We start from the raw sequence: 18,583 nt of genomic DNA on the forward strand, positions 1-18,583 counted from the left end.
GTTCGGCCACACTTTCGGGTGACACCTCGAACGGATGTTCGGGAAATTGTCGGTGGTCCCGGGTTTGCTGGACGCGTGACCACAACACCACGCACCGTGCACACGGTGCTCGCCAAGATCCTCAAGCCCGTCCGCGCCGCGGCCGCGGGCAGTCCCTCCGCGCTGGACCTGCACGACTCGCTCCCCGGCTTCGCCGGTGACGGCGTCTGCGGCGTGGCCGTCGCGTTGTTCGACGAGCCGTGGACGTCGGCCTTCTTCGACGACGGCACGCGGTTCGGCGTCGCCGGTGACGGGCTGCGGCGGTCCGGGCCGTCGTCCGGCTCGATCGCCGAACTCCTCGGCCTGGCCTTCGCGCGGTTGCCGGTGCGGGCGCCGGTGCCGGGCCGGGGGCTGTACCTGGACGCCGACGAGCGCGGGGTGCTGGAGCCCGAGCAGGAGTGCCTGGTCTTCGACCTGCTGGAGGACCTCCGAAGACCTCGGCTCGGCACGGTCCAGGTGGACATCGCCCGCGGTTCGCGGCGGCCGTGGGAGGCGGTGGCGTTCGTCGACGACGACCGCGGCCGGCACCTGGCGGTCCTGGGCCGGCGCCGGGGCGGTGGCCGCCGGCTCTGGTGGCTGCCGGGGAGCGTCGACGGCCTGGCCGAGGTCGTCGAAGGGCGGGTACCGGCGCATGCCTGAGCCGCTCGCCGACCGCTCGCCGACCGATGTCACCCGGTCGAACACCTGTGCGAGAAATTGTCGGTGCCAGGGTGTTCAATCAAGGGGTGAACAAGTCAGTCGCCGTCTTCGACGTCATCGACGAGGTCATCGCCCCGCTGTCGGCCGAGGTGCCGCGGCGGCCGTCGGTGATGGAGTTCTACGACCCCGAGTTCGAGATCCCGCCGGTGCTCGCGGACACCGGACCGCTCCCGGGTCGTCGTCCCTCGCCGCCGTTGAGCCTGGCCGACGAGGTGGAGCAGTACACCCGGTTCGTCGCCGGGATGGCCGCGATCGGCCTCGCCCCGGGCGGCGAGGTCACGGCCGAGGCGGTCGGGCTGTACCGGGCGCTGCGCGGCGGCTTCATTCGCGGCGTGGTCACCGGGGTCTTCCCGGCCCGTGACGAGCCGTGGGAGGTCCGGTTCTTCGGCGACGAGGACTACACCACGGTGCTGCACAAGCTGGGCAACCGCGCGCGGCTGCGGTCGGGCTTCCTCAGTGAGCTGCCGGGCTGGGTGTTCGACGGCCTGCCGGACCGGCCGCCGGGGCCGGGCCGGGCCGTGCGGATCGAGACGGACGAGCGCGGCCTGATCCCGGGCGGCTGCGAGCGGGCGGTCGAGCTGATCCGCGAGTGCGCGGCCCGCCCGCGGCTGGGCACGGTGCTGGTGGACCTGGCGGTCCGCAACGCGATCCTGGCGGAATACCCGCACGGAGCGTTCGGGCTGGTCGACAACGACCTCGGCCGCTACCAGTTCAGCGCGGCGGTGGATCGCACCGGCCGCTGGACGGTGACGTGGGGTCCAGCGTCGAGGAGCACCGCCGAGCAGTGGATCGTCGAGGCGGTCCAGAGCCATGCGTGAGCCCGCGGCGAACCCGCCGGCCCGCGGGGAAGCGCTCGAGCCGGCGCTCATGGGCCTCACGGTCCGTGACGCGATCCTGGCGGCGGCCGAGCTGATCAGCGACGTTCCGATCCCTCGTAGCGGAACTGCCGGTGACGAGACCGAAGACGAGACGGAGAAGGAGGTGCAGGGCCATGGCTGAGCGCACGGCGGCGCGCGAGCTGCTGGAGCTCGCCGCCGGGCCGGTGCTGGCGGCGATGCCGGACCGGGAGCCCGTCGACCGGCTCTACAACCCGGACGTCAGCGACCACGAAATCCTCGTCCACGGCCCGGTCTCCGACGACCCCGCGGACCTGATCGACGAGGTCGAACGCCACATGTCCTGGGCCGCCTGGATCGACGGCACACCCTTCGGGGAGGAAGGGGAGCTCAACGAACTCGGCTTCGAGGTCGTCTCGCTGATGCTGCGGGGTTCGGTGCGGGCGGCGCTGTGCGGCGTCTTTGACGAAGGGCCCGAGATCGCGGACATCCGGTGCTACGCCGACGGCGAGCGGGCGTTCATGATGGGCTCGCTGCCGGGCCGGACGGCGATCCACCTCGCCGACTTCGAAGAGCTGCCGGAGATGCTCATCGCGGAGCTGCCGGAGGTCCCGTTCGGGGCCTCGCCGCGGGCGATCTGGCTGTCGGTGGACGCCGACGGCCTGGTCCACGACGGCCAGGACGCCGACCTCTGGGCGATGCGGGAGCTGCTGGCCCGGCCGCGCTCGGGCACGGCGGTGCTCGACATGCTCGCGTTCGGCGGGCTGTGTGCGGAGTTCCCCGACCACGGCTTCGTCCTCGTCGACACCGATTTGGGCCGCTTCGCGCTGGCGGCCCTGGATCGGGGCGACGGGCGGCGCCAGCTCGTCCTGAGCCCGTTCAGCCGCGGGATGCTCCGCGACTGGTGCCGGAAGATGATCGACCTCGGACAGGAGGAGGTGCCCTGACCGGTACTCCATCCGGGCACGATCGCCGTCCGCGAAACTGGCCATCTTGACACCCAGGGTGTGGCCTGTTCCGCGGGGCCGTTTCAAGGCCCGTGTGATCGGACTCACTACGATCTGTCACCAACGGCGGTCGACCGGGCCACCGGCGGGCTGGACACTGCAGGGGGTTCGGGTGCGGGCTTGCGCTGCGTGACCGACCCTCCACAGCAGACAGAGCCATTGGGCGGATGCGTTATCCGCCATCGTCGCTACCCTGGAAAGGCGAGGACATTCAGTAGTGAGGTGGTCACCATGAGCGCGAACGGTGAGGCTCCCTTCTTCAATGCCCCCGAGCTCACTCAGCGCGACGGCACTCTGTCCCAAGCACCAGGCGAGACGTTCGCGGACCCGGTCTCCGGACTGGTCACCGCGGCGCCGGAGCCGCGCGCCGCGGCTCCGGACGGCCACGAGCCCGCCGCCTTCCCGGTGGCCGGGCCGGTGCAACCCGACGAAGAGGTCGTGCGCCGGATGGTCGAGGAGACACTCCGCGAGGAGGGCGAAATCGGGGCCAGGGCCCCGGAGACGATCCCGCCGGCGGGCACCTTGGCGGCGAACGGGGAAACCCCGCCGCTCGGGGTGCTGCCACGGCAGCGGAACCGGCAGCGGACGTGGCCGACCAGGCCGCCGCAGCTGCTCCGGCCCGTGCGGCAGGAGGCGCTGCCGGACGAAGACCTCGACGACGTCGACGTCGTGCCGGTCAAGCGGCGAAAGCTGCCGAAGATGCCGGCGGTGTCGATGCCGGCGTTCAACCGGCCGTCGTCGAGCGCGGCGGGCGTGATGCTCGCCGTGGCGTTGCTGATCGTGTTCGGTTTCGTCGCCATCGAGATGGTCTCCAGCCTGGTCAGCAGCGTGACCGGACTGTTCGACTAGCGTTCGCTCGCTGTTCCCCACCCCACCGGCACCTCGGGGTCGTCCGCGAGGCAAGGGCCGATCGGGCTACCCTGGCTTCACGGTCGGGCGACCCCACCAGGGCGTCCGGCACCGCGGTGACTAGTGGGGTGGGCGTATCAGCGAGGGCTTGCGATCGGTGCCCGGGTCCGGCCCGGGTGCGTCGTCGGGTGCCGAGGCGTCCACGATCAACCGGGTCCGGCGGGTACTGGCGATCAAACCGTTCCGGCGGCTCTGGGGCGTCACGTACCTGTGCAGCGTGGCCGACTGGCTGAACATCCTCGCCCTCACCGGCCTGGCCACGAAGCTGACGGACAACTACTTCGCCCAGAACTTCGCGTTCGTCGGCGTGGTGCTGACCGGACTGGCGCCGGGGCTGCTGTTCGCCCCGATCGGCGGCCTGCTCGCGGACCGGTTCGACCGCCGCAAGGTGATGGTGGTCGCCGACCTGCTGCGGTGCGGCTTCCTGCTGTCCATCGCGATCGTCAGCGCACCCTGGTGGCTGCTCGCCGGGAACTTCCTCGTCGGCTGCGCGTCGAGCATGTGGATCCCCTCGAAAGAGGCCGCGGTCCCCAACCTGCTCCGCCGCCCCGACCAGGTCGAGACGGCCAACCAGCTCGGCATGGTGATGACCTACGGCCTCGCCGTCATCACCGCGGCCGGCGCCAACGCGGCCATCACCGGCGTCAACACGACGTTCCACCTGTTCCCCGGCGACCCGAGCCTCAACATCGCGAAGCTCGTCGTCATCATCACCGGCCTGCTCTACCTGGCCAGCGCGATCCTCATCGCCACCCGGATCCCCGAGCTTTCGCTGCGCAACGTCCACGAGCTGCCGGAGCAGAAGGTCAAGCCGGCCGACGAAGAGAAGTTCGGCATCGGCCAGATGATCGCCGACGGCTTCCGGTTCATCCGCAGCACGCCGCTCGTGCGCGGCCTGCTCGTCGGGGCCTTCGGCGCGTTCGCCGCCGGCGGGGCCGTGATCGGCTCGGCCAAGCCGTACTCCTCGAGCCTGCTGGCCGGCGACTCGGCGTTCAACCTGCTGGTGCTGGCCGTCTTCCTCGGCTTGGCCACCGGCATGGCCTTCGCGCCGAAGCTCGCCCGGCGCCTGGCGCACGACCGGCTGTTCGGCATCTCCATCATCGCCGCCGCGCTCTCGTTGCTGGTGGTGGCGCTGTCGCCGCACCTGGCGGTCGCGCTGATCGCCGTGTGTTCCGTCGGCGTCTGGGCCGGGACGGCGTTCCTCACCGGCGTCACGATCATCGGCTCGCGCGTCGAGGACGCCATCCGCGGCCGGATCAACGCCATCTACCAGCTGATGATGAAGCTGGTCCTGTTCGGCACCACGGTCACGGTGCCGGTGCTGGTCGGGCTCGTGCAGCGGCACACGGTCACCGTCTGGGGCAGCCCGCTCACCATCGACGGCACCCGCCCGGTCATGCTCGGCGGCGCCGCGATCGCGCTGGTCGCCGGCCTCTTCGCCTACCGGCAGATGGACGACAAGCGCACCGAGCCGATCCTGTCCGATCTGCGCAACGCGCTGCGCCGCACCCCGCGGCGCGTCAACGGCTTCCTCATCGCCGTCGAGGGCACCACCGCGATCAACACCGCGATCCAGGCCGTCAACCTGGCCGACTGGATGCGCGGCGGCACCCGCCCGGTCGTGGTCGCCGCCGACCCCGCGCTCGACGACCAGCGGCTCACCGCGCTGGTCTCCGGCGCCTCGCTGACCGGGGCGCGCGCCCAGGCGCTGGCCGCCGCCGCGGTGCGGGCCGACATCGTCGAGCGGCACGTCCAGCCGGCGCTGGACGCCGGTTCGGTGGTCGTGATGGAGCGGTTCGTCGACTCGCCGCTCGCGCACCTGTCCGCTGTCGCGGGCCTGGACAGCGACGAGCTCGAGGGCCTCGCCGACTGGGCGACCGGGCGGCTGCGCCCGGACCTCACCGTGCTGCTCGACTCCGCCCCGAACGGCGTCCCGCGCGACAAGTCGACCGCCATGAACGACCAGTGGCGCGTCCAGCACCTGCTCACCGAGATGGCCGCGGCCGACCCGGACCGGTACGTCGTGATCGACGCCGACGGCACCGACGCCGAGGTCGCCGAGCGCATCCGCACCGCGCTGCGCGCCGTGTTCGTCGGCCGCCTGTCCGCGCTCGCGCCGACGACCGAGAAGCCGGTGACGCTGCCGATGGACATCGACGAACCCCTGCCCGTCGAGACCCCGGAAGAGCCTCGCGTGGAGGCGAAGTGACGACGACCGAACGCATCGGTGTCTGGAACCAGGTGGTCGGCCAGGAAGCCGCGGTCGAAACGCTGACCGCGGCCGCTTCGGCCGCCGCGAAGATCGTCGCCGGCGAGCCCGCCCCGCCCGGGGCGATGACGCACGCGTGGCTGCTCACCGGTCCGCCCGGTTCCGGTCGTTCGGTGGCCGCGCGGACGTTCGCGGCGGCCCTGCAGTGCAGCACCGGTACCGGCTGCGACGCCTGCCCCGGCTGCCACACGACGATGGCGGGCACGCACGCCGACGTCCGGCTCGTGGTGCCGGAAGGCCTGTCGATCTCGGTCGCCGAGATGCGGTCGCTGGTCCAGGCCGCCGCGCGCCGCCCGACCACCGGCAAGTGGCAGGTCGTCGTCATCGAGGACGCCGACCGGCTCACCGAAGGCGCGTCGAACGCCCTGCTGAAGGCCGTCGAGGAGCCGCCGGACCGCACGGTCTTCCTGCTCTGCGCGCCGTCCGACCACCCCGAGGACGTCTCGGTGACGATCCGCTCGCGCTGCCGCCTGGTGACGCTGCGGACGCCGCCGCCGGAGGCGATCGCCGACGTCCTGGTGCGCCGCGACCACGTCGACCCGGAGCGGGCGCACTGGGCGGCTTCGGTCTGCGGCGGGCACGTCGGCCGCGCGCGCCGGCTCGCCACCGACGAGGCCGCCCGGCAGCGCCGGGCCACCGTGCTGCGGATCCCGCTGGGACTGCGCCGGCCCAGTGACGTCTTCACGTGCGCCGACCAGCTGATCAGCGCGGCCGAGGCGGACGCGGGCGAGGCGAGCAAGTCCCGCGACGAGGACGAACGCAACGAACTGCGTACGGCGATGGGCGGCGACGGCATCGGCAAGGGCGTTGCCGGGGCCAAGCGGGCCGCCGAAGCCGCGGTCAAGCAGCTCGAGAAGAAGCAGAAATCCCGCGCCACCCGGACCCAGCGCGACACGCTCGACCTGGCGCTGGTCGACCTCGTCGGCTTCTACCGCGACGTCCTGGTGACGGTGACCCGCTCCGGCGTCACGCTCAACCACCCGGACCACGCCGACCAGATCCGCGAAGCGGCTTCGTCGTGGACGCCGGAATCGACGCTCCGCCGGCTCGAAGCGGTGCTGGAGTGCCGCGAGGCGATCGACCTGAACGTCAAGCCGCGCATCGCCGTCGAGGCGATGGTCACGACGCTTCGCCAGGGCTGAAACGCGAAGAACCCCGCCGGGAAGCTCCCGGCGGGGTTCCTTCACAGCCCTCGTGTCACTCGCGCGGTCGCGGTGACGGCTTGAACGGCTTCTCTTCCACGGCGACGGCCAGCGGACGACGGCGGCCGCCCGGCATCGCGGCCACCATCACGACGCCCAGCAGCAGCATCGCGGTGCCCCACCAGAACAGCGGCACGGTGTCGTACGCGCCCCCGGTGTAGGCGAGGTTCTTGACCGGCCCCTTCGGCGCCTGACCGCCCGCGGGCGGCGGCGTCGACGTCGACCCGCAGACCACCCCGCCGGTCGGCGCGTAGGCACGAGCGACCTGCTCGCCGAGCGAGAGCTGGGCCAGCGAGGACGGCAGGTTCTTGGCCTGGTCGTCCGGCAGCAGGCCCTTGAGCTTGGTCGTCGGCAGCAGCTGCAGGTCGAACAGGCGCGCCGACGCGCCCAGCTGGAAGCCCTTGAACGGCGTGGTCATGTTCGCGGACTTCTGGTCCAGCCCGGCGATGCTCAGCCGCAGCACGCCGAGGTCGAGGACGGTGCCCGCGGTGCTGCCGACCTGCTGGACGCCCTGGGAGAGCGTGGAGACCAGCCCGCCGACGACCGGGATGTCGTTCAGCTGCCCGAACTGGTCGCTCAGGCCCTTCAGCGGCAGCCCGATCGGGATGTCCTTGGTCGGGTGCGCGGCGTCCAGGGTGTAGAGCGTCTTGCCGCCGGCCGCGATGGTCAGCACCGGCGCGGTGTAGTCCACTTTGGACGTCTTGGCGTCACCGGTGGAGGTCACCTTGAGCGTCGGCTGGCTGGCCACCTTGATGCTCAGCGCCAGCGGCGTCCCCTTGAGGATCTCGATGTCCGCGCCCTGCAGCGTCGACGTCGACTGCACGGCCTTGTTCTTCGAGCCCGGGATGTCGACCAGCTTGACCTGCGAGCGCGACGACAGCGTGTTCGGCAGGCTCAGCAGCGAGCCGGTGCCGTTCGCCGCGGTCTGGCCGCCGCCCTGCAGCAGGCCGCCGAGGCTCTGCAGGCCCTTGGTCAGGTCGAACCCGCTCGCGAGCGAGCCCGGGTCGAGCTTCGGCTTGAGCGCGTCCAGCCCGAGGTTCGGCATCGACGGGATGACGTTCAGCAGCGACAGGCTCGCCACCGACGTGCTGGCGTCGGCGATGGTGTCGACGCACGGCCCGAGCGTCTGACTCCACCGCGCGTGCGCGCTCCCGTTGAGCACCCCGACGTTGAGCAGCGGGTTGGCCGGCCCGTTGAGCCCACCGCTGATCGGCTGCGGGTTGTCGGGCAAGGCGGTCTGCACGACGCTGCCCGGCGTCTGCGGCGCGTTCCCGCCCACCGACAGCCCGAACGGCGACGCCTGCGCGATCGACTTCTCGTAGCTCAGGTAGGCGTCCGAGTTCGCCAACGCGCTGGACAGACCCATACCGGCCTCGAGCGCCGACTGCTTCGGCAGGGTGTCGCCGAACCCGGGCAGGATCGTCTTCGTCGGCACGGCGTTGGGCAGCAACCGGACGATCCCGAGCGCGGTCCCGGCATCCCCGATGGCCTGCCCCAGCGGCTGCGGCCCGATCGGCGCCGAGATCGGCGCCTGCCCGGAACTCGCCGGCTGCGGAATCGGAGTCGTCGGATAGGTCGGGTCGGCGTTCGCCGGCGCCGCGCTGAACAGCAACAACGCCGCGGCCGCCGGCAGGGCCACCGAACGGGGCAGTCTTCGCCGCATGTGCCAGAGCCTCCAGATAGGTCGACCGGTGAGTGAGACCGGCGTCATAGGGCCCTAACGACGGTCCCCCCGGAAAGTGACGGCACGAGCTTCCGCTACACTTACTCCCGTCGCCAGCGCGAGCCGGAGACATGCCGCCTTAGCTCAGTCGGCCAGAGCGATTCACTCGTAATGAATAGGTCAGGGGTTCGATTCCCCTAGGCGGCTCGTCCAAGTGGAAGGCCTCTGCCCCTCGAGGGCAGGGGCCTTTTTTTCTTGGCCTCGCGTGTCTTGTGGGGCTTCGCCCCACGCCCCGTCCGGGGCTCTGCCCCGGCCCCCGTCGTGGTTGCGTTGCCGAGTCCGGCGCCGGAGGGTGCGCGAAACTTTGTTCGGGGGAACCACTCTTACGGGTCAAGTTGGAGATGGCGAAGGCCCCCAGCCATGAGCCGGGGGCCTTCGGGGAGCACGAACTACTTCGGGGCGACCACCTTCACGACCGTTGCCTTGGCGTCGCCGCGGGGGGTTCGGTAGGTGATCTCGTCGCCCGCTTTGGCGCCTACCAGGGCCAGGCCCAGGGGGCTGTCGGAGGTGATCGCGTCGGCGTCCTCGCCGGGGACCGTCACCACCTGGAACGTCTCTTCGTCGCCGTCCGAGAAGCGGAGGGTCACCGTTGTGCCGTCCGGGAGCTGGGAGTTGCCGTAGCCGCCGTGTTCCATCTTCGCGGCCAGGTCGGCGATCTGGCGGTCGAGCCGGGCGGCCGCTTCGGCGCGGTCGATCACGTCCGCCTGGTCCGCCGCGTCGCCGGTGCGCTCCTGCTCGCCGGGTTGCGGCGCGAGGGCCTCCCGCTGTGCGCGCAAGTTCGCGATTTCCTTCTCCAGCTGGCTGCGCGCAGCCGGGCTGAGCCCCTTGTCCCCTGAGATCACCATGCGCGCATTGTCCGCTGCGCGGACCGGGGTGGCCAATCCGGTTTTTCACCCGAAGGTCATCCGCGGGACGTCTGCCCTAGGATTCGGGGCTGCCGTCCAGTAAGAAGGTAACGAGAATCACCGTGAGCGCAGTCCCCGGTCGCAGCGACCGGCTCTCTCCCAACCAGCTGGCCAAGCAGGAGCAGATCGTCGAAGCCGCGCGCGTGGTCCTCGCCCGCGACGGCCTCGCCGGGTGCACCGTGCGGGCCATCGCCGACGCCGGACCGCTCACCAAGAGCGCGATCCACTACTACTTCGCCGACATCGACGTCCTCATCGACCGCGCGATGGCCGCCCACATCACCGCCTTCGCGGCGGGGCTGCGCGAGGTGGCCGCGAAGCACGACGAACCCCGCCGGCGGCTCTTCGCCGTCCTCGAGGAGTACCTGCGCGTCTTCGCCGCCAACCCGAACGCCGCCTTCCTGTGGTTCGAGTACTGGATCGCCGCCGGGCGCGCGCAGCACCCGCAGGCCATCGACGTCATGCTCACGTCGCTCACGGAACTGCTCGCCGAGCTCCTCGCGCCGCTCGACGTCGACGACCCTCGGGCCCGCGCCCGGGCGCTGCTGTCGTACCTGCTGGGCACCGTCGTCCAGCAGCGGGTGCGCCCTCGGCCGTTCGCCACGCTGCGTGCCGACATCGAGGCGCTCTGCTTCGCGAACTACGGCCAGTAACACCCAATAGATCCGTAGAGGTACGGATTGTGCGGTACGTCCGGCTCCGGCCAAGGTCGAGGAACCCCCGAGAGCAGGAGACGTGATGCGCACACGAACGTGCATGGCAGCGGCCGCGGCCGTCCTCTTGGTGCTCACCGTCGGCGGCCAGGCCGGTGCCGCCCAGCCCGACGGACCGCAGGTTTACGAGGTCAGCGGCACCGGCACCGCCCAGCAGCGCACCGAGGTCGCGCGGACCGGCGCCGACATCCTCGACGTCGAAGGCGCGACGACGACGATCATCGCCAACCCCGGCGAGGTCGCCCGGCTGCGCGCGCTCGGCTTCGGCGTCAAGGCGGTCGGCAAGGTGAACCGCCCGCAGGGCACCGCGACCGTCGAGGACTTCCCGGCCGGCTACACCGGCTACCACACCTACGCCGAAACGCAGACGGAGCTGCAGAAGGCCGTCGCGAACTACCCGTCGCTCGCGAAGCTGAGCAGCGTCGGCACGTCGTACGAAGGCCGCGCGCTGTCGGCGCTCAAGATCAGCGACAACGCCGGCACCGACGAGAACGAGCCCGAGGTCCTCTTCACCTGCAACCAGCACGCGCGCGAGCACCTCACGACCGAGATGTGCCTGCGCATCGTGCAGCGGCTGACCAGCGGGTACGCCACCGATCCCGCGATCAAGCGGCTCGTCGACGGCGCCGAGATCTGGGTGGTCCCGAGCGTCAACCCGGACGGCTCCGAGTACGACATCTCCGGCGGCACGTTCCACAGCTGGCGCAAGAACCGCCAGGGTCCCGGCACCGACACCAACCGCAACTGGGGTTACAAGTGGGGCTGCTGCGGCGGCTCGTCGGGCTCGACGTCCAGCGAGACCTACCGCGGCACGGCGGCGTTCTCCGCGCCCGAGACCCGGTCGCTGTCGAACTGGGTGAACTCGCGGGTGGTCGGCGGCGTCCAGCAGATCAAGACGCACATCGACTTCCACACCTACTCCGAGCTGGTGCTCTGGCCGTTCGGCTACACCTACGCCGACACCGCGCCGGGCCTGACCGCGGCCGAGGCGCAGAAGTTCCAGTCGCTCGGCAGGCAGATGGCCGCGACCAACGGCTACACGCCGCAGCAGTCCAGTGACCTCTACATCACCGACGGCAGTGTCAACGACTGGATGTGGGCGCAGCACAAGATCTGGAGCTTCACCTTCGAGATGTACCCGAAGGGCAGCAGCCCGGGCTTCTACCCGCGCGACACCCAGATCGTGCCGCAGACGACCCGCAACGACCAGGCCGTGGACATCATCATCAACGCCGCGATCACCGGCTGACCCCCAGCGGCCAGGTACGCGGCGCGCGAATGGCCTCCTTCCCCGTGGACCGGGGAAGGAGGCCCTCGCGGTTTAGGGTGCGGGCATGCCTCTGTTCTCGTTCGAAGGGCTCAGCCCGCAGGTCCACCCGGACGCCTGGATCGCCCCCACCGCCACCCTGATCGGCGACGTCGTCGTCGAAAAGGACGCCTCGATCTGGTTCGGCGCGGTGATCCGGGCCGACTTCGGCCGGATCGTCATCCGGGAGGGCGCCAACATCCAGGACAACTCGGTGATCCACGTCAACGACGGCGTCTGCGAGGTCGGCAAGAACGTCACCGTGGGCCACCAGTGCCTCGTGCACGACTGCACGATCGGGGAGCAGGCGCTGATCGGCAACGGCTCGACGGTGCTCGATAAGGCGAAGATCGGCGCGCGGGCGCTGGTCGCGGCCGGGGCCACCGTCACGCCGGCGACGGAAGTGCCGGACGAGGTCATCGCGATGGGCAGCCCGGCGAAGAAGTTCGTGCCGCTGACCGACTCCGCGCGCATGTGGGTCGAGCACAACGCGGCGATCTACCAGGAGCTGGCCCGCCGGCACCGCGCCGGGACCAAGCCGATCGATTGAAGTTGACCCTCCAGTAACTGGAGACCCTAGCTTCGGGGCATGGCTCCGAAGAAACTCACCCACCAGGTCACCCTCGAGCTCACCGCGGGCAACGCCCCGGTCGTCGACCTCGGCAAGATGCTGGGGCAGACCGGGGTCAACCTCGTCGAGATCAAGAAGGCGTACGACGCTTCGACGGCGGCCCAGCGCGGCGACGTCGTGCCGGTCGTCGTCTCGGTGTTCGAGGACCGCTCGTTCGCGCTGCGGCTCAAGACGCCGCCGACGTCGTTCCTCATCAAGAAGGCGTTGGGGGACAAGGGTTCCGCGCGGCCGGGGCACGAGGTCGCCGGCAAGCTCACGACCGACCAGCTGCGCGGGATCGCCGAGCGCAAGCTGCCGGACCTGAACACCTCCGACGTCGAAGCGGCGATGCGCACGATCGCGGGCACGGCGCGCTCCATGGGCGTCGTGGTCGTGGACTGACGTGCGCAAGCACGCGGTGGTGCCGCCGTTCCACGCGCTGGACCCCGAGCTCGGGGTCGCGGAACGGTTGCTGCGTCAGGGAAATCCGCAGCTGAGCGCGATCGTCGCGCGGCTGCCCGACGAATCCGCGGCCGCCCGCCGCCTCAACGCCGTCCTGGCGGAGGCGGGTGCGCGGCCGCGGCTCGTCGCGACCGGGACGGCGTGGCGGATCGGTTACGTGACGCCGTACGCGGGCACCGGCGAGCTGGCCGCGGGCGCGGCCGGGCTGGCCGAACTCGTCGCCGTCGGCGGCTGGCGGCGGCTGAAGCGCTGTGCCACCTGCGCGCGGCCGTTCTGCGACCGGACGTCGGGCTGCACCCGCAAGTGGTGCGCCGAGCACCGCCGGGGCACTGGCTGGGTGGACTAGGCTCTTCCCCGCAGCAGCGACTGGCGCCATCGAGGTGGAGCACCACCGGGAAGCGACGACGAGGCCCGCACCGCGCGCCTGGGTGAAGGCCACTCCAGAGCCGGAGCACGCCATGACCCACCAGCCGAAACTGAACGCGCTCACCGCCGCCGACCCGCAGATCGCCGGGCTGGTCGAGGACGAAGCGAAGCGCCAGCACGACAAGATCCGCCTGATCGCCTCGGAGAACTACGTCTCGCAGGCCGTCCTCGAGGCGACCGGCAGCGTGCTCACCAACAAGTACTCCGAGGGCTACGCGGGCAAGCGGTACTACGAGGGCCAGCAGTTCATCGACCAGGTCGAGCAACTCGCCATCGACCGCGCGAAGGCCGTGTTCGGCGCCGACCACGCGAACGTCCAGCCGTACTCCGGCTCGCCGGCGAACCTCGCGGTCTACCTCGCCTTCGCCGAGCCCGGCGACACCGTGCTGGGCATGGGGCTGCCCGACGGCGGCCACCTCACGCACGGCTGGGGCGTGTCCGCGACCGGCAAGTGGTTCACCCCGGTGCGCTACGGCGTCACCAAGGAGACCGGCCGCGTCGACCTCGACCAGGTCCGCGACCTGGCCCGCGAGCACCGGCCGAAGCTGATCTTCTGCGGTGGCACGGCGATCCCGCGCACGATCGACTTCCCGGCGTTCGCGGAGATCGCCGCGGAGGTCGGTGCGGTGCTCGTCGCCGACATCGCGCACATCGCCGGCCTCGTCGCGGGCGGCGCGCACCCGTCGCCGGTCGGGCACGCGCAGGTCATCACGACGACCACGCACAAGACCCTGCGCGGACCGCGCGGCGCGATGATCCTGTCCGACGCCGAGCACGCGAAAGCCGTCGACAAGGCGGTGTTCCCCGGCCTGCAGGGCGGCCCGCACGACCACACGACGGCGGCCATCGCGGTCGCGCTCGGCGAGGCGCAGCAGCCGTCGTTCAGCGAGTACGCGCACACGATCGTCGCGAACTCCCGCGCGCTGGCGGACGCCTTGCTGGCGAAGGGCTACGACCTGGTTTCCGGCGGCACGGACAACCACCTGCTGCTGATCGACCTGACGAACAAGGCGGTCGCGGGCAAGCCGGCGGCGAAGGCGCTGGACCGCGCGGGCATCGAGCTGAACTACAACACGGTCCCGTTCGACCCCCGCAAGCCGTTCGACCCGTCCGGCATCCGGCTCGGCACGTCCGCGATCACCACCCGCGGCCTGCGGCCGGAGCACCAGGCCCAGGTGGCGGACTGGATCGACCGCACGATCACCGCGGCGGCCGCGGCCAACGAATCCACTCTCGACGCGATCGCGGCGGAGATCCGCGAGTTCCTGGCGCCGTTCCCGATCCCGGGCTACTCCGCCTGACGCAGGATTTTCGCCGCCGCCGCGTGCAGGCCGGGCGCGGCGGCGAGGAAGCTGCCGGCCGACGGCGTCCACGGGGCGCCGTCGGCGGTGGTGACCACCGCACCGGCCTCGCGCGCGACCAGTGCCGCGCCGGCGAGGTTGGTCGCGTCACGGCCGTACTGCCAGAACAGGTCCAGCCGTCCCGCGGCGACATCGGCGACCTGCCACGACGTCGGCCCGAGGTTCCGCACGGCGGCGACCTCGGTGAGCACGGCGGTCAGCGACCGCCCGGCGGCTTCGGCGACGCCCGGCTGTCCGGCGACGAACGGCGGCTGGCTGGTGGCCGCGACGACCGCGTCCAGGGATGTCTTGCGTAAAGGCGAGATCGGCACGCCGTTGCGCCACGCGCCCGCGCCGCGCTCTGCCGAATAGGTCTCGCCGAGCCGCGGCGCGTGCAACACGGCCAGCTCCGGTTCGCCGTCCCGCAGCAACGTCACGGTGAGGCAGTACTGCGGCAGGCCCTGCAGCAGTTGGACGGCGCCGTCGAGCGCGTCGACCACCCAGACCTCACCGTCGGGCACGTCTTCGAACTCGCCGACCCAGCCCGCGGCCGGCCGGATCTCCGCGAGCGCCGCGCGCAGGCTCACGCCCAGGGGACCGTCGACGGCCGAGAAGGTGGTGGCGAGCTCGTCGAGCGAGGTCGGCGGGTGCGCCGGCCGCCGCACGCCGGTCGCCAGGGTTTCCACGATGTCGATCACTGATTTCCGCATGCGCCCAGGATCGAGCCAGGCCGGCTGTTCGAGGTACTCCAGCGCGCCGCGATGAGCGAAACTGGACTGCGTGGTGCAGCTGATGAACGAAATCGAACAGCGGGTCGTCTCCGCTCTTCAGCTCGACGGCCGCTCCGGGCCCGGCCGGATCGCCGAAGTGCTCGGCCTCTCGCCGCGCACGGTCGCCCGTGCCATCGCCCGGCTGCGCGCCGACGGCCGGCTGAAGGTCGTCTGCGTCCCCGACCCCGCGCACGGCCTGCGCGGCGCGATGCTGCTGCGGGTCAGGGTCCTCCGCGGCCGGACGCCGGTGATCGCCGACGCCCTCGCCGCCCGCGACGACGTCCTCTTCGTGGACATCCTCGCGGGCGGTGAGGAGATCAGCGCCGTCGCGCTCGGCGGGCTCGACGGCCGGCTCGTGCACGACGCACTGCCGTCGACCTCGGCCGTCACCGAGCTGCGCGCGCACTCGGTCCTGCACGTCTTCTCCGACGCGACGCAGTGGCGCACCGGCCTGCTCACCGACGCCGAAGTCGCCGCGCTCACCCCGCCTCCGCCCGGCGAAGACGTGACCCTGGACGACCTCGACCGCCGGCTGCTGGACCGGCTGGCCGTCGACGCGCGGCTCGGGCCCGGCGAACTGGACGCGGAGGCGCCGGAGTCGACCGTCCGGCGGCGGATCGACCGGCTGGCCGCGGCCGGGCGGATCCGGACCTACGCGAACGTCGACGTCGCGGCGCTCGGTCTGGGAGTCGACGCCAACGTCTGGATGACCGTTCCGCCGGGGCGGCTCGACGAGGTGGGACGGGGGCTGGGGCGGCACCCGATGGTCCACGGCACCCTCGCCACGACGGGCGTCACCAACCTGATGGCCGCCGTCTGGTGCCGGGACCTCGGCGACCTCTACACCTTCGTGATCGGCCTCGACGTCCCCTCCGCCGAGGTCACCGTCGTCGCGAGGGCCGTCAAGCGAGCCGGGAGACCGGGCTCACAAAAAAGTTGATTGCACCATACAAGCTTCCGGGGAATACTTGGTCGAGACAAGTAGTTGAGCGGTACAAGCAACTACGCGAACCGAGGGAGACCACCATGAGCGACACCTCCACGGCGGAAGGAGCAGCCGCTACGAACGGCAAACTGAGCCACCGCCAGATCCTCACCGTCCTGTCCGGCCTGATGCTCGGCATGTTCCTGGCCGCACTCGACCAGACCATCGTCTCCAGCTCGATGCGGACCATCGCCGACGAGCTGCACGGCCTGTCCCTGCAGGCCTGGGCCACCACCGCCTACCTGATCACCGCGACGCTCTCCACGCCGCTGTACGGCAAGCTGTCCGACCTCTACGGCCGCAAGCCCATGTACCTGACGGCGATCTCGCTGTTCCTGATCGGCTCGCTGGCCAGCGGCATGGCCACGTCGATGTACGAGCTCGCCGCGTTCCGCGCCTTCCAAGGGCTGGGCGCCGGTGGTCTGATGTCGCTCGCGCTCGCGATCATCACCGACATCACCGCGCCGCGTGAGCGCAGCAAGTACCAGGGCTACTTCATGGCCGTCTTCGGCATCTCGAGCGTCGCCGGGCCGGTCGTCGGCGGGTTCTTCGCCGGGATCGACACCTTCGCGGGCATCACCGGCTGGCGCTGGGTCTTCCTCGTCAACGTCCCGATCGCGCTGGCCGCGCTCGTCGTCGTCACCAAGGTGCTGAACCTCCCGCACACCCGCGTGGACCAGAAGGTCGACTACTGGGGTGCCGTCGCGCTGGCCACCGGGCTGGTGCCGCTGCTGATCGTCGCCGAGCAGGGCCGCGAGTGGGGCTGGGGTTCCGCCGCCTCGATCGCCATGTACGTCGTCGGCGGCCTGGGCGTGGCCGCGTTCGTCTGGATCGAACGCCGGATGGGCGACGCCGCCCTGCTGCCGCTGCGGCTGTTCAAGCGGCCGGTGTTCCGGATGGCCACGCTGGTCACCGTCGTGCAGGGCGCCGGGATGTTCGGCGCGATGATGTCGCTGCCGCTCTACCTGCAGATCGTCAAGGGCGCGACGCCGACCCAGGCCGGCCTGCAGATGCTGCCGCTGACGCTCGGCATCATGGTCGCCAGCCTGACCAGCGGCCGCCTGATCGCCAAGACCGGGCGCTACAAGATGTTCGCCGTGGCCGGGATCGGCCTGATGGCGGCGGCGCTGTTCGCGCTCTCGACGATCACCGTCGACAGCTCGCTGGCGCTGGTCATGGTGATCGCCTTCGTGATCGGCCTCGGCCTCGGCGCCTCGATGCAGACGCTGGTGCTGGCCGCGACCAACGACGTCCGCCCGCAGGACATCGGTGTCGCCACCTCGGCGGCGACGTTCTTCCGGCAGATCGGCGGCACGGCGGGCACCGCGGTGTTCCTGTCGATCCTGTTCGGCACGGTCGGCGACCGGATCGCGAACGCCATCCGCTCGGCGATGACGAGCCCGGCCTACGTGTCGGCACTGGCCCAGAACCCCGCGTTCGCGCAGCAGCTGAAGAGCGGCGGGCTGGACGTCAACGACACGTCGTTCCTGTCCTCGCTCGACCCGACGCTGGCCCGGCCGATCCTGCAGGGCTTCGCCGAGTCGATGAGCACGGTGTTCCTGGTCGGCGGGATCGTGCTGACCGTCGGGTTCGCCCTGGTGTGGTTCCTCAAGGAGAAGCCGCTCTCGGACAAGTCGGCGATGGAGCAGCGCGCGGACGCCGAGGCGGAGGCCGCCCCGGCCCTGGCACTGGCGCACTGACCCGCTGGAACACGAAGAGGCCCCTCGGAATCCGAGGGGCCTCTTCCGCGTGCCGTCAGTGGTCGGCGCCGCCGTTGGCCTTCTCCTTGGCCAGCCGGTCGGTCTCGCGCTCGTACGACCGGGCGATCTCCGCCTCGGCCTCGGTGCGGCCGACCCAGGACGAGCCTTCGACGCTCTTGCCGGGCTCGAGGTCCTTGTAGACCTCGAAGAAGTGCTGGATCTCCAGGCGGTGGAACTCGTTCATGTGGTGGATGTCGCGCAGGTGCTCGAGGCGCGGGTCGTTCGACGGAACGGCGATGACCTTGTCGTCCGGGCCCTTCTCGTCGGTCATCCGGAACATGCCGATCGCGCGGCAGCGGATCAGGCAGCCCGGGAAGGTGGGCTCCTGCACGAGCACCATCACGTCCAGGGGGTCGCCGTCCTGGCCGAGGGTGTCGTCGATGAAGCCGTAGTCGGCCGGGTACTGCGTGGCCGTGAACAGGGTCCGGTCCAGCTTGATGCGGCCGGTCTTGTGGTCGACCTCGTACTTGTTGCGCTCCCCTTTGGGGATTTCGATCGTGACGTCGAACTCCACGGCGTCCTCGCTGCTTCTTTATAGATCCGGGCGTGCCCGCGGCTCGCGGGCGGCAACCTTCATGACTGTCTTGACGTCTCCTAGTGTGGACTACGGCCTGCCGCGGGT

The 18,583-nt window shown here is 71.1% G+C and carries 19 protein-coding genes and 1 tRNA gene; 16 read left to right on the plus strand and 4 right to left on the minus strand.

What is annotated here, in order from left to right; translation table 11 throughout:
• Positions 1-75: 75 nt before the first annotated feature.
• From ACLJQM_RS06660 to ACLJQM_RS06690, 7 genes are all read left to right on the plus strand, one after another.
• On the plus strand, positions 76-678 hold the full coding sequence (locus ACLJQM_RS06660) for a hypothetical protein (RefSeq protein WP_410630456.1): 603 nt from the start codon (positions 76-78) through the stop codon (positions 676-678).
• Positions 679-764: 86 nt separating this feature from the next.
• The gene (locus ACLJQM_RS06665) at positions 765-1,556 is read left to right on the plus strand and encodes an ESX secretion-associated protein EspG (RefSeq protein ID WP_247017371.1); all 792 of its coding nucleotides are present in this window, start codon (positions 765-767) and stop codon (positions 1,554-1,556) included.
• A complete protein-coding gene (locus ACLJQM_RS06670) occupies positions 1,549-1,737 on the plus strand; it encodes a hypothetical protein (protein WP_247017373.1) in 189 nt (62 codons plus the stop codon). Before ACLJQM_RS06665 ends, ACLJQM_RS06670 begins: the two co-directional genes overlap by 8 nt.
• On the plus strand, positions 1,730-2,521 hold the full coding sequence (locus ACLJQM_RS06675) for a hypothetical protein (RefSeq protein WP_410630457.1): 792 nt from the start codon (positions 1,730-1,732) through the stop codon (positions 2,519-2,521). Before ACLJQM_RS06670 ends, ACLJQM_RS06675 begins: the two co-directional genes overlap by 8 nt.
• 291 nt (positions 2,522-2,812) lie before the next feature.
• Positions 2,813-3,430, plus strand: coding sequence for a hypothetical protein (locus ACLJQM_RS06680; protein WP_410630458.1), 618 nt, complete (start codon positions 2,813-2,815; stop codon positions 3,428-3,430).
• Positions 3,431-3,578: 148 nt separating this feature from the next.
• Positions 3,579-5,699, plus strand: coding sequence for a bifunctional MFS transporter/dTMP kinase (locus ACLJQM_RS06685; RefSeq protein ID WP_247017379.1), 2,121 nt, complete (start codon positions 3,579-3,581; stop codon positions 5,697-5,699).
• Positions 5,696-6,901 (plus strand): DNA polymerase III subunit delta', encoded by a 1,206-nt coding sequence (locus tag ACLJQM_RS06690; protein ID WP_247017381.1) that lies wholly within the window; start codon positions 5,696-5,698, stop codon positions 6,899-6,901. Before ACLJQM_RS06685 ends, ACLJQM_RS06690 begins: the two co-directional genes overlap by 4 nt.
• Positions 6,902-6,956: 55 nt before the next feature.
• Here the strand turns inward: ACLJQM_RS06690 and ACLJQM_RS06695 are convergent, their stop codons facing one another.
• Positions 6,957-8,624, minus strand: coding sequence for a hypothetical protein (locus tag ACLJQM_RS06695; protein WP_410630459.1), 1,668 nt, complete (start codon positions 8,622-8,624; stop codon positions 6,957-6,959).
• Positions 8,625-8,757: 133 nt separating this feature from the next.
• On the opposite strand from ACLJQM_RS06695, the gene ACLJQM_RS06700 reads away from it, so the two are divergent.
• Positions 8,758-8,831: transfer RNA gene (locus ACLJQM_RS06700), tRNA-Thr, on the plus strand.
• Positions 8,832-9,073: 242 nt separating this feature from the next.
• Here the strand turns inward: ACLJQM_RS06700 and ACLJQM_RS06705 are convergent.
• Complete coding sequence (locus ACLJQM_RS06705) at positions 9,074-9,529, minus strand: GreA/GreB family elongation factor (protein WP_247017389.1); 456 nt, start codon at positions 9,527-9,529, stop codon at positions 9,074-9,076.
• 122 nt (positions 9,530-9,651) lie between these two features.
• Here ACLJQM_RS06705 and ACLJQM_RS06710 point away from each other — a divergent pair, with 122 nt between their 5' ends.
• From ACLJQM_RS06710 to glyA, 6 genes are all read left to right on the plus strand, one after another.
• Complete coding sequence (locus ACLJQM_RS06710) at positions 9,652-10,242, plus strand: TetR/AcrR family transcriptional regulator (protein WP_360777511.1); 591 nt, start codon at positions 9,652-9,654, stop codon at positions 10,240-10,242.
• Positions 10,243-10,345: 103 nt separating this feature from the next.
• Positions 10,346-11,551 (plus strand): M14 family metallopeptidase, encoded by a 1,206-nt coding sequence (locus tag ACLJQM_RS06715; protein WP_360777736.1) that lies wholly within the window; start codon positions 10,346-10,348, stop codon positions 11,549-11,551.
• A gap of 85 nt (positions 11,552-11,636) precedes the next feature.
• Positions 11,637-12,158 (plus strand): gamma carbonic anhydrase family protein, encoded by a 522-nt coding sequence (locus ACLJQM_RS06720; protein ID WP_247017393.1) that lies wholly within the window; start codon positions 11,637-11,639, stop codon positions 12,156-12,158.
• A gap of 39 nt (positions 12,159-12,197) precedes the next feature.
• Positions 12,198-12,620, plus strand: coding sequence for an uL11 family ribosomal protein (locus tag ACLJQM_RS06725; protein WP_247017405.1), 423 nt, complete (start codon positions 12,198-12,200; stop codon positions 12,618-12,620).
• A gap of 1 nt (position 12,621) precedes the next feature.
• Positions 12,622-13,026, plus strand: coding sequence for a hypothetical protein (locus ACLJQM_RS06730; RefSeq protein ID WP_410630460.1), 405 nt, complete (start codon positions 12,622-12,624; stop codon positions 13,024-13,026).
• A gap of 112 nt (positions 13,027-13,138) precedes the next feature.
• A complete protein-coding gene (glyA, locus tag ACLJQM_RS06735; protein WP_360777504.1) occupies positions 13,139-14,407 on the plus strand; it encodes a serine hydroxymethyltransferase in 1,269 nt (422 codons plus the stop codon).
• Here glyA and ACLJQM_RS06740 read toward each other — a convergent pair.
• The gene (locus ACLJQM_RS06740) at positions 14,395-15,156 is read right to left on the minus strand and encodes an inositol monophosphatase family protein (RefSeq protein ID WP_410630461.1); all 762 of its coding nucleotides are present in this window, start codon (positions 15,154-15,156) and stop codon (positions 14,395-14,397) included. The two genes, glyA and ACLJQM_RS06740, sit on opposite strands and share 13 nt — an antisense overlap.
• Before the next feature lie 82 nt (positions 15,157-15,238).
• On the opposite strand from ACLJQM_RS06740, the gene ACLJQM_RS06745 reads away from it, so the two are divergent.
• On the plus strand, positions 15,239-16,156 hold the full coding sequence (locus ACLJQM_RS06745; protein WP_410630462.1) for an Lrp/AsnC family transcriptional regulator: 918 nt from the start codon (positions 15,239-15,241) through the stop codon (positions 16,154-16,156).
• 86 nt (positions 16,157-16,242) lie between these two features.
• On the plus strand, positions 16,243-17,901 hold the full coding sequence (locus ACLJQM_RS06750) for an MDR family MFS transporter (protein WP_247017415.1): 1,659 nt from the start codon (positions 16,243-16,245) through the stop codon (positions 17,899-17,901).
• Positions 17,902-17,956: 55 nt separating this feature from the next.
• Here ACLJQM_RS06750 and ACLJQM_RS06755 read toward each other — a convergent pair whose 3' ends face one another.
• The gene (locus ACLJQM_RS06755; protein ID WP_247017417.1) at positions 17,957-18,475 is read right to left on the minus strand and encodes an inorganic diphosphatase; all 519 of its coding nucleotides are present in this window, start codon (positions 18,473-18,475) and stop codon (positions 17,957-17,959) included.
• Positions 18,476-18,583: the final 108 nt, after the last annotated feature.

It is taken from the genome of Amycolatopsis sp. cmx-4-83, assembly GCF_046548815.1.
Classification (GTDB): Bacteria; Actinomycetota; Actinomycetes; order Mycobacteriales; family Pseudonocardiaceae; genus Amycolatopsis; species Amycolatopsis pretoriensis_A.

Excerpts from the sequence above, each read along its gene's own strand:
- ACLJQM_RS06705 (WP_247017389.1), bottom strand. The coding sequence starts at position 9,529 with ATGGTGATCTCAGGGGACAAGGGGCTCAGCCCGGCTGCGCGCAGCCAG.
- ACLJQM_RS06720 (WP_247017393.1), top strand. The coding sequence starts at position 11,637 with ATGCCTCTGTTCTCGTTCGAAGGGCTCAGCCCGCAGGTCCACCCGGAC.
- glyA (WP_360777504.1), top strand. The coding sequence starts at position 13,139 with ATGACCCACCAGCCGAAACTGAACGCGCTCACCGCCGCCGACCCGCAG.
- ACLJQM_RS06715 (WP_360777736.1), top strand. The coding sequence starts at position 10,346 with ATGGCAGCGGCCGCGGCCGTCCTCTTGGTGCTCACCGTCGGCGGCCAG.
- ACLJQM_RS06680 (WP_410630458.1), top strand. The coding sequence starts at position 2,813 with ATGAGCGCGAACGGTGAGGCTCCCTTCTTCAATGCCCCCGAGCTCACT.
- ACLJQM_RS06695 (WP_410630459.1), bottom strand. The coding sequence starts at position 8,624 with ATGCGGCGAAGACTGCCCCGTTCGGTGGCCCTGCCGGCGGCCGCGGCG.
- ACLJQM_RS06725 (WP_247017405.1), top strand. The coding sequence starts at position 12,198 with ATGGCTCCGAAGAAACTCACCCACCAGGTCACCCTCGAGCTCACCGCG.
- ACLJQM_RS06740 (WP_410630461.1), bottom strand. The coding sequence starts at position 15,156 with ATGCGGAAATCAGTGATCGACATCGTGGAAACCCTGGCGACCGGCGTG.
- ACLJQM_RS06670 (WP_247017373.1), top strand. The coding sequence starts at position 1,549 with ATGCGTGAGCCCGCGGCGAACCCGCCGGCCCGCGGGGAAGCGCTCGAG.
- ACLJQM_RS06745 (WP_410630462.1), top strand. The coding sequence starts at position 15,239 with ATGAACGAAATCGAACAGCGGGTCGTCTCCGCTCTTCAGCTCGACGGC.
- ACLJQM_RS06750 (WP_247017415.1), top strand. The coding sequence starts at position 16,243 with ATGAGCGACACCTCCACGGCGGAAGGAGCAGCCGCTACGAACGGCAAA.
- ACLJQM_RS06675 (WP_410630457.1), top strand. The coding sequence starts at position 1,730 with ATGGCTGAGCGCACGGCGGCGCGCGAGCTGCTGGAGCTCGCCGCCGGG.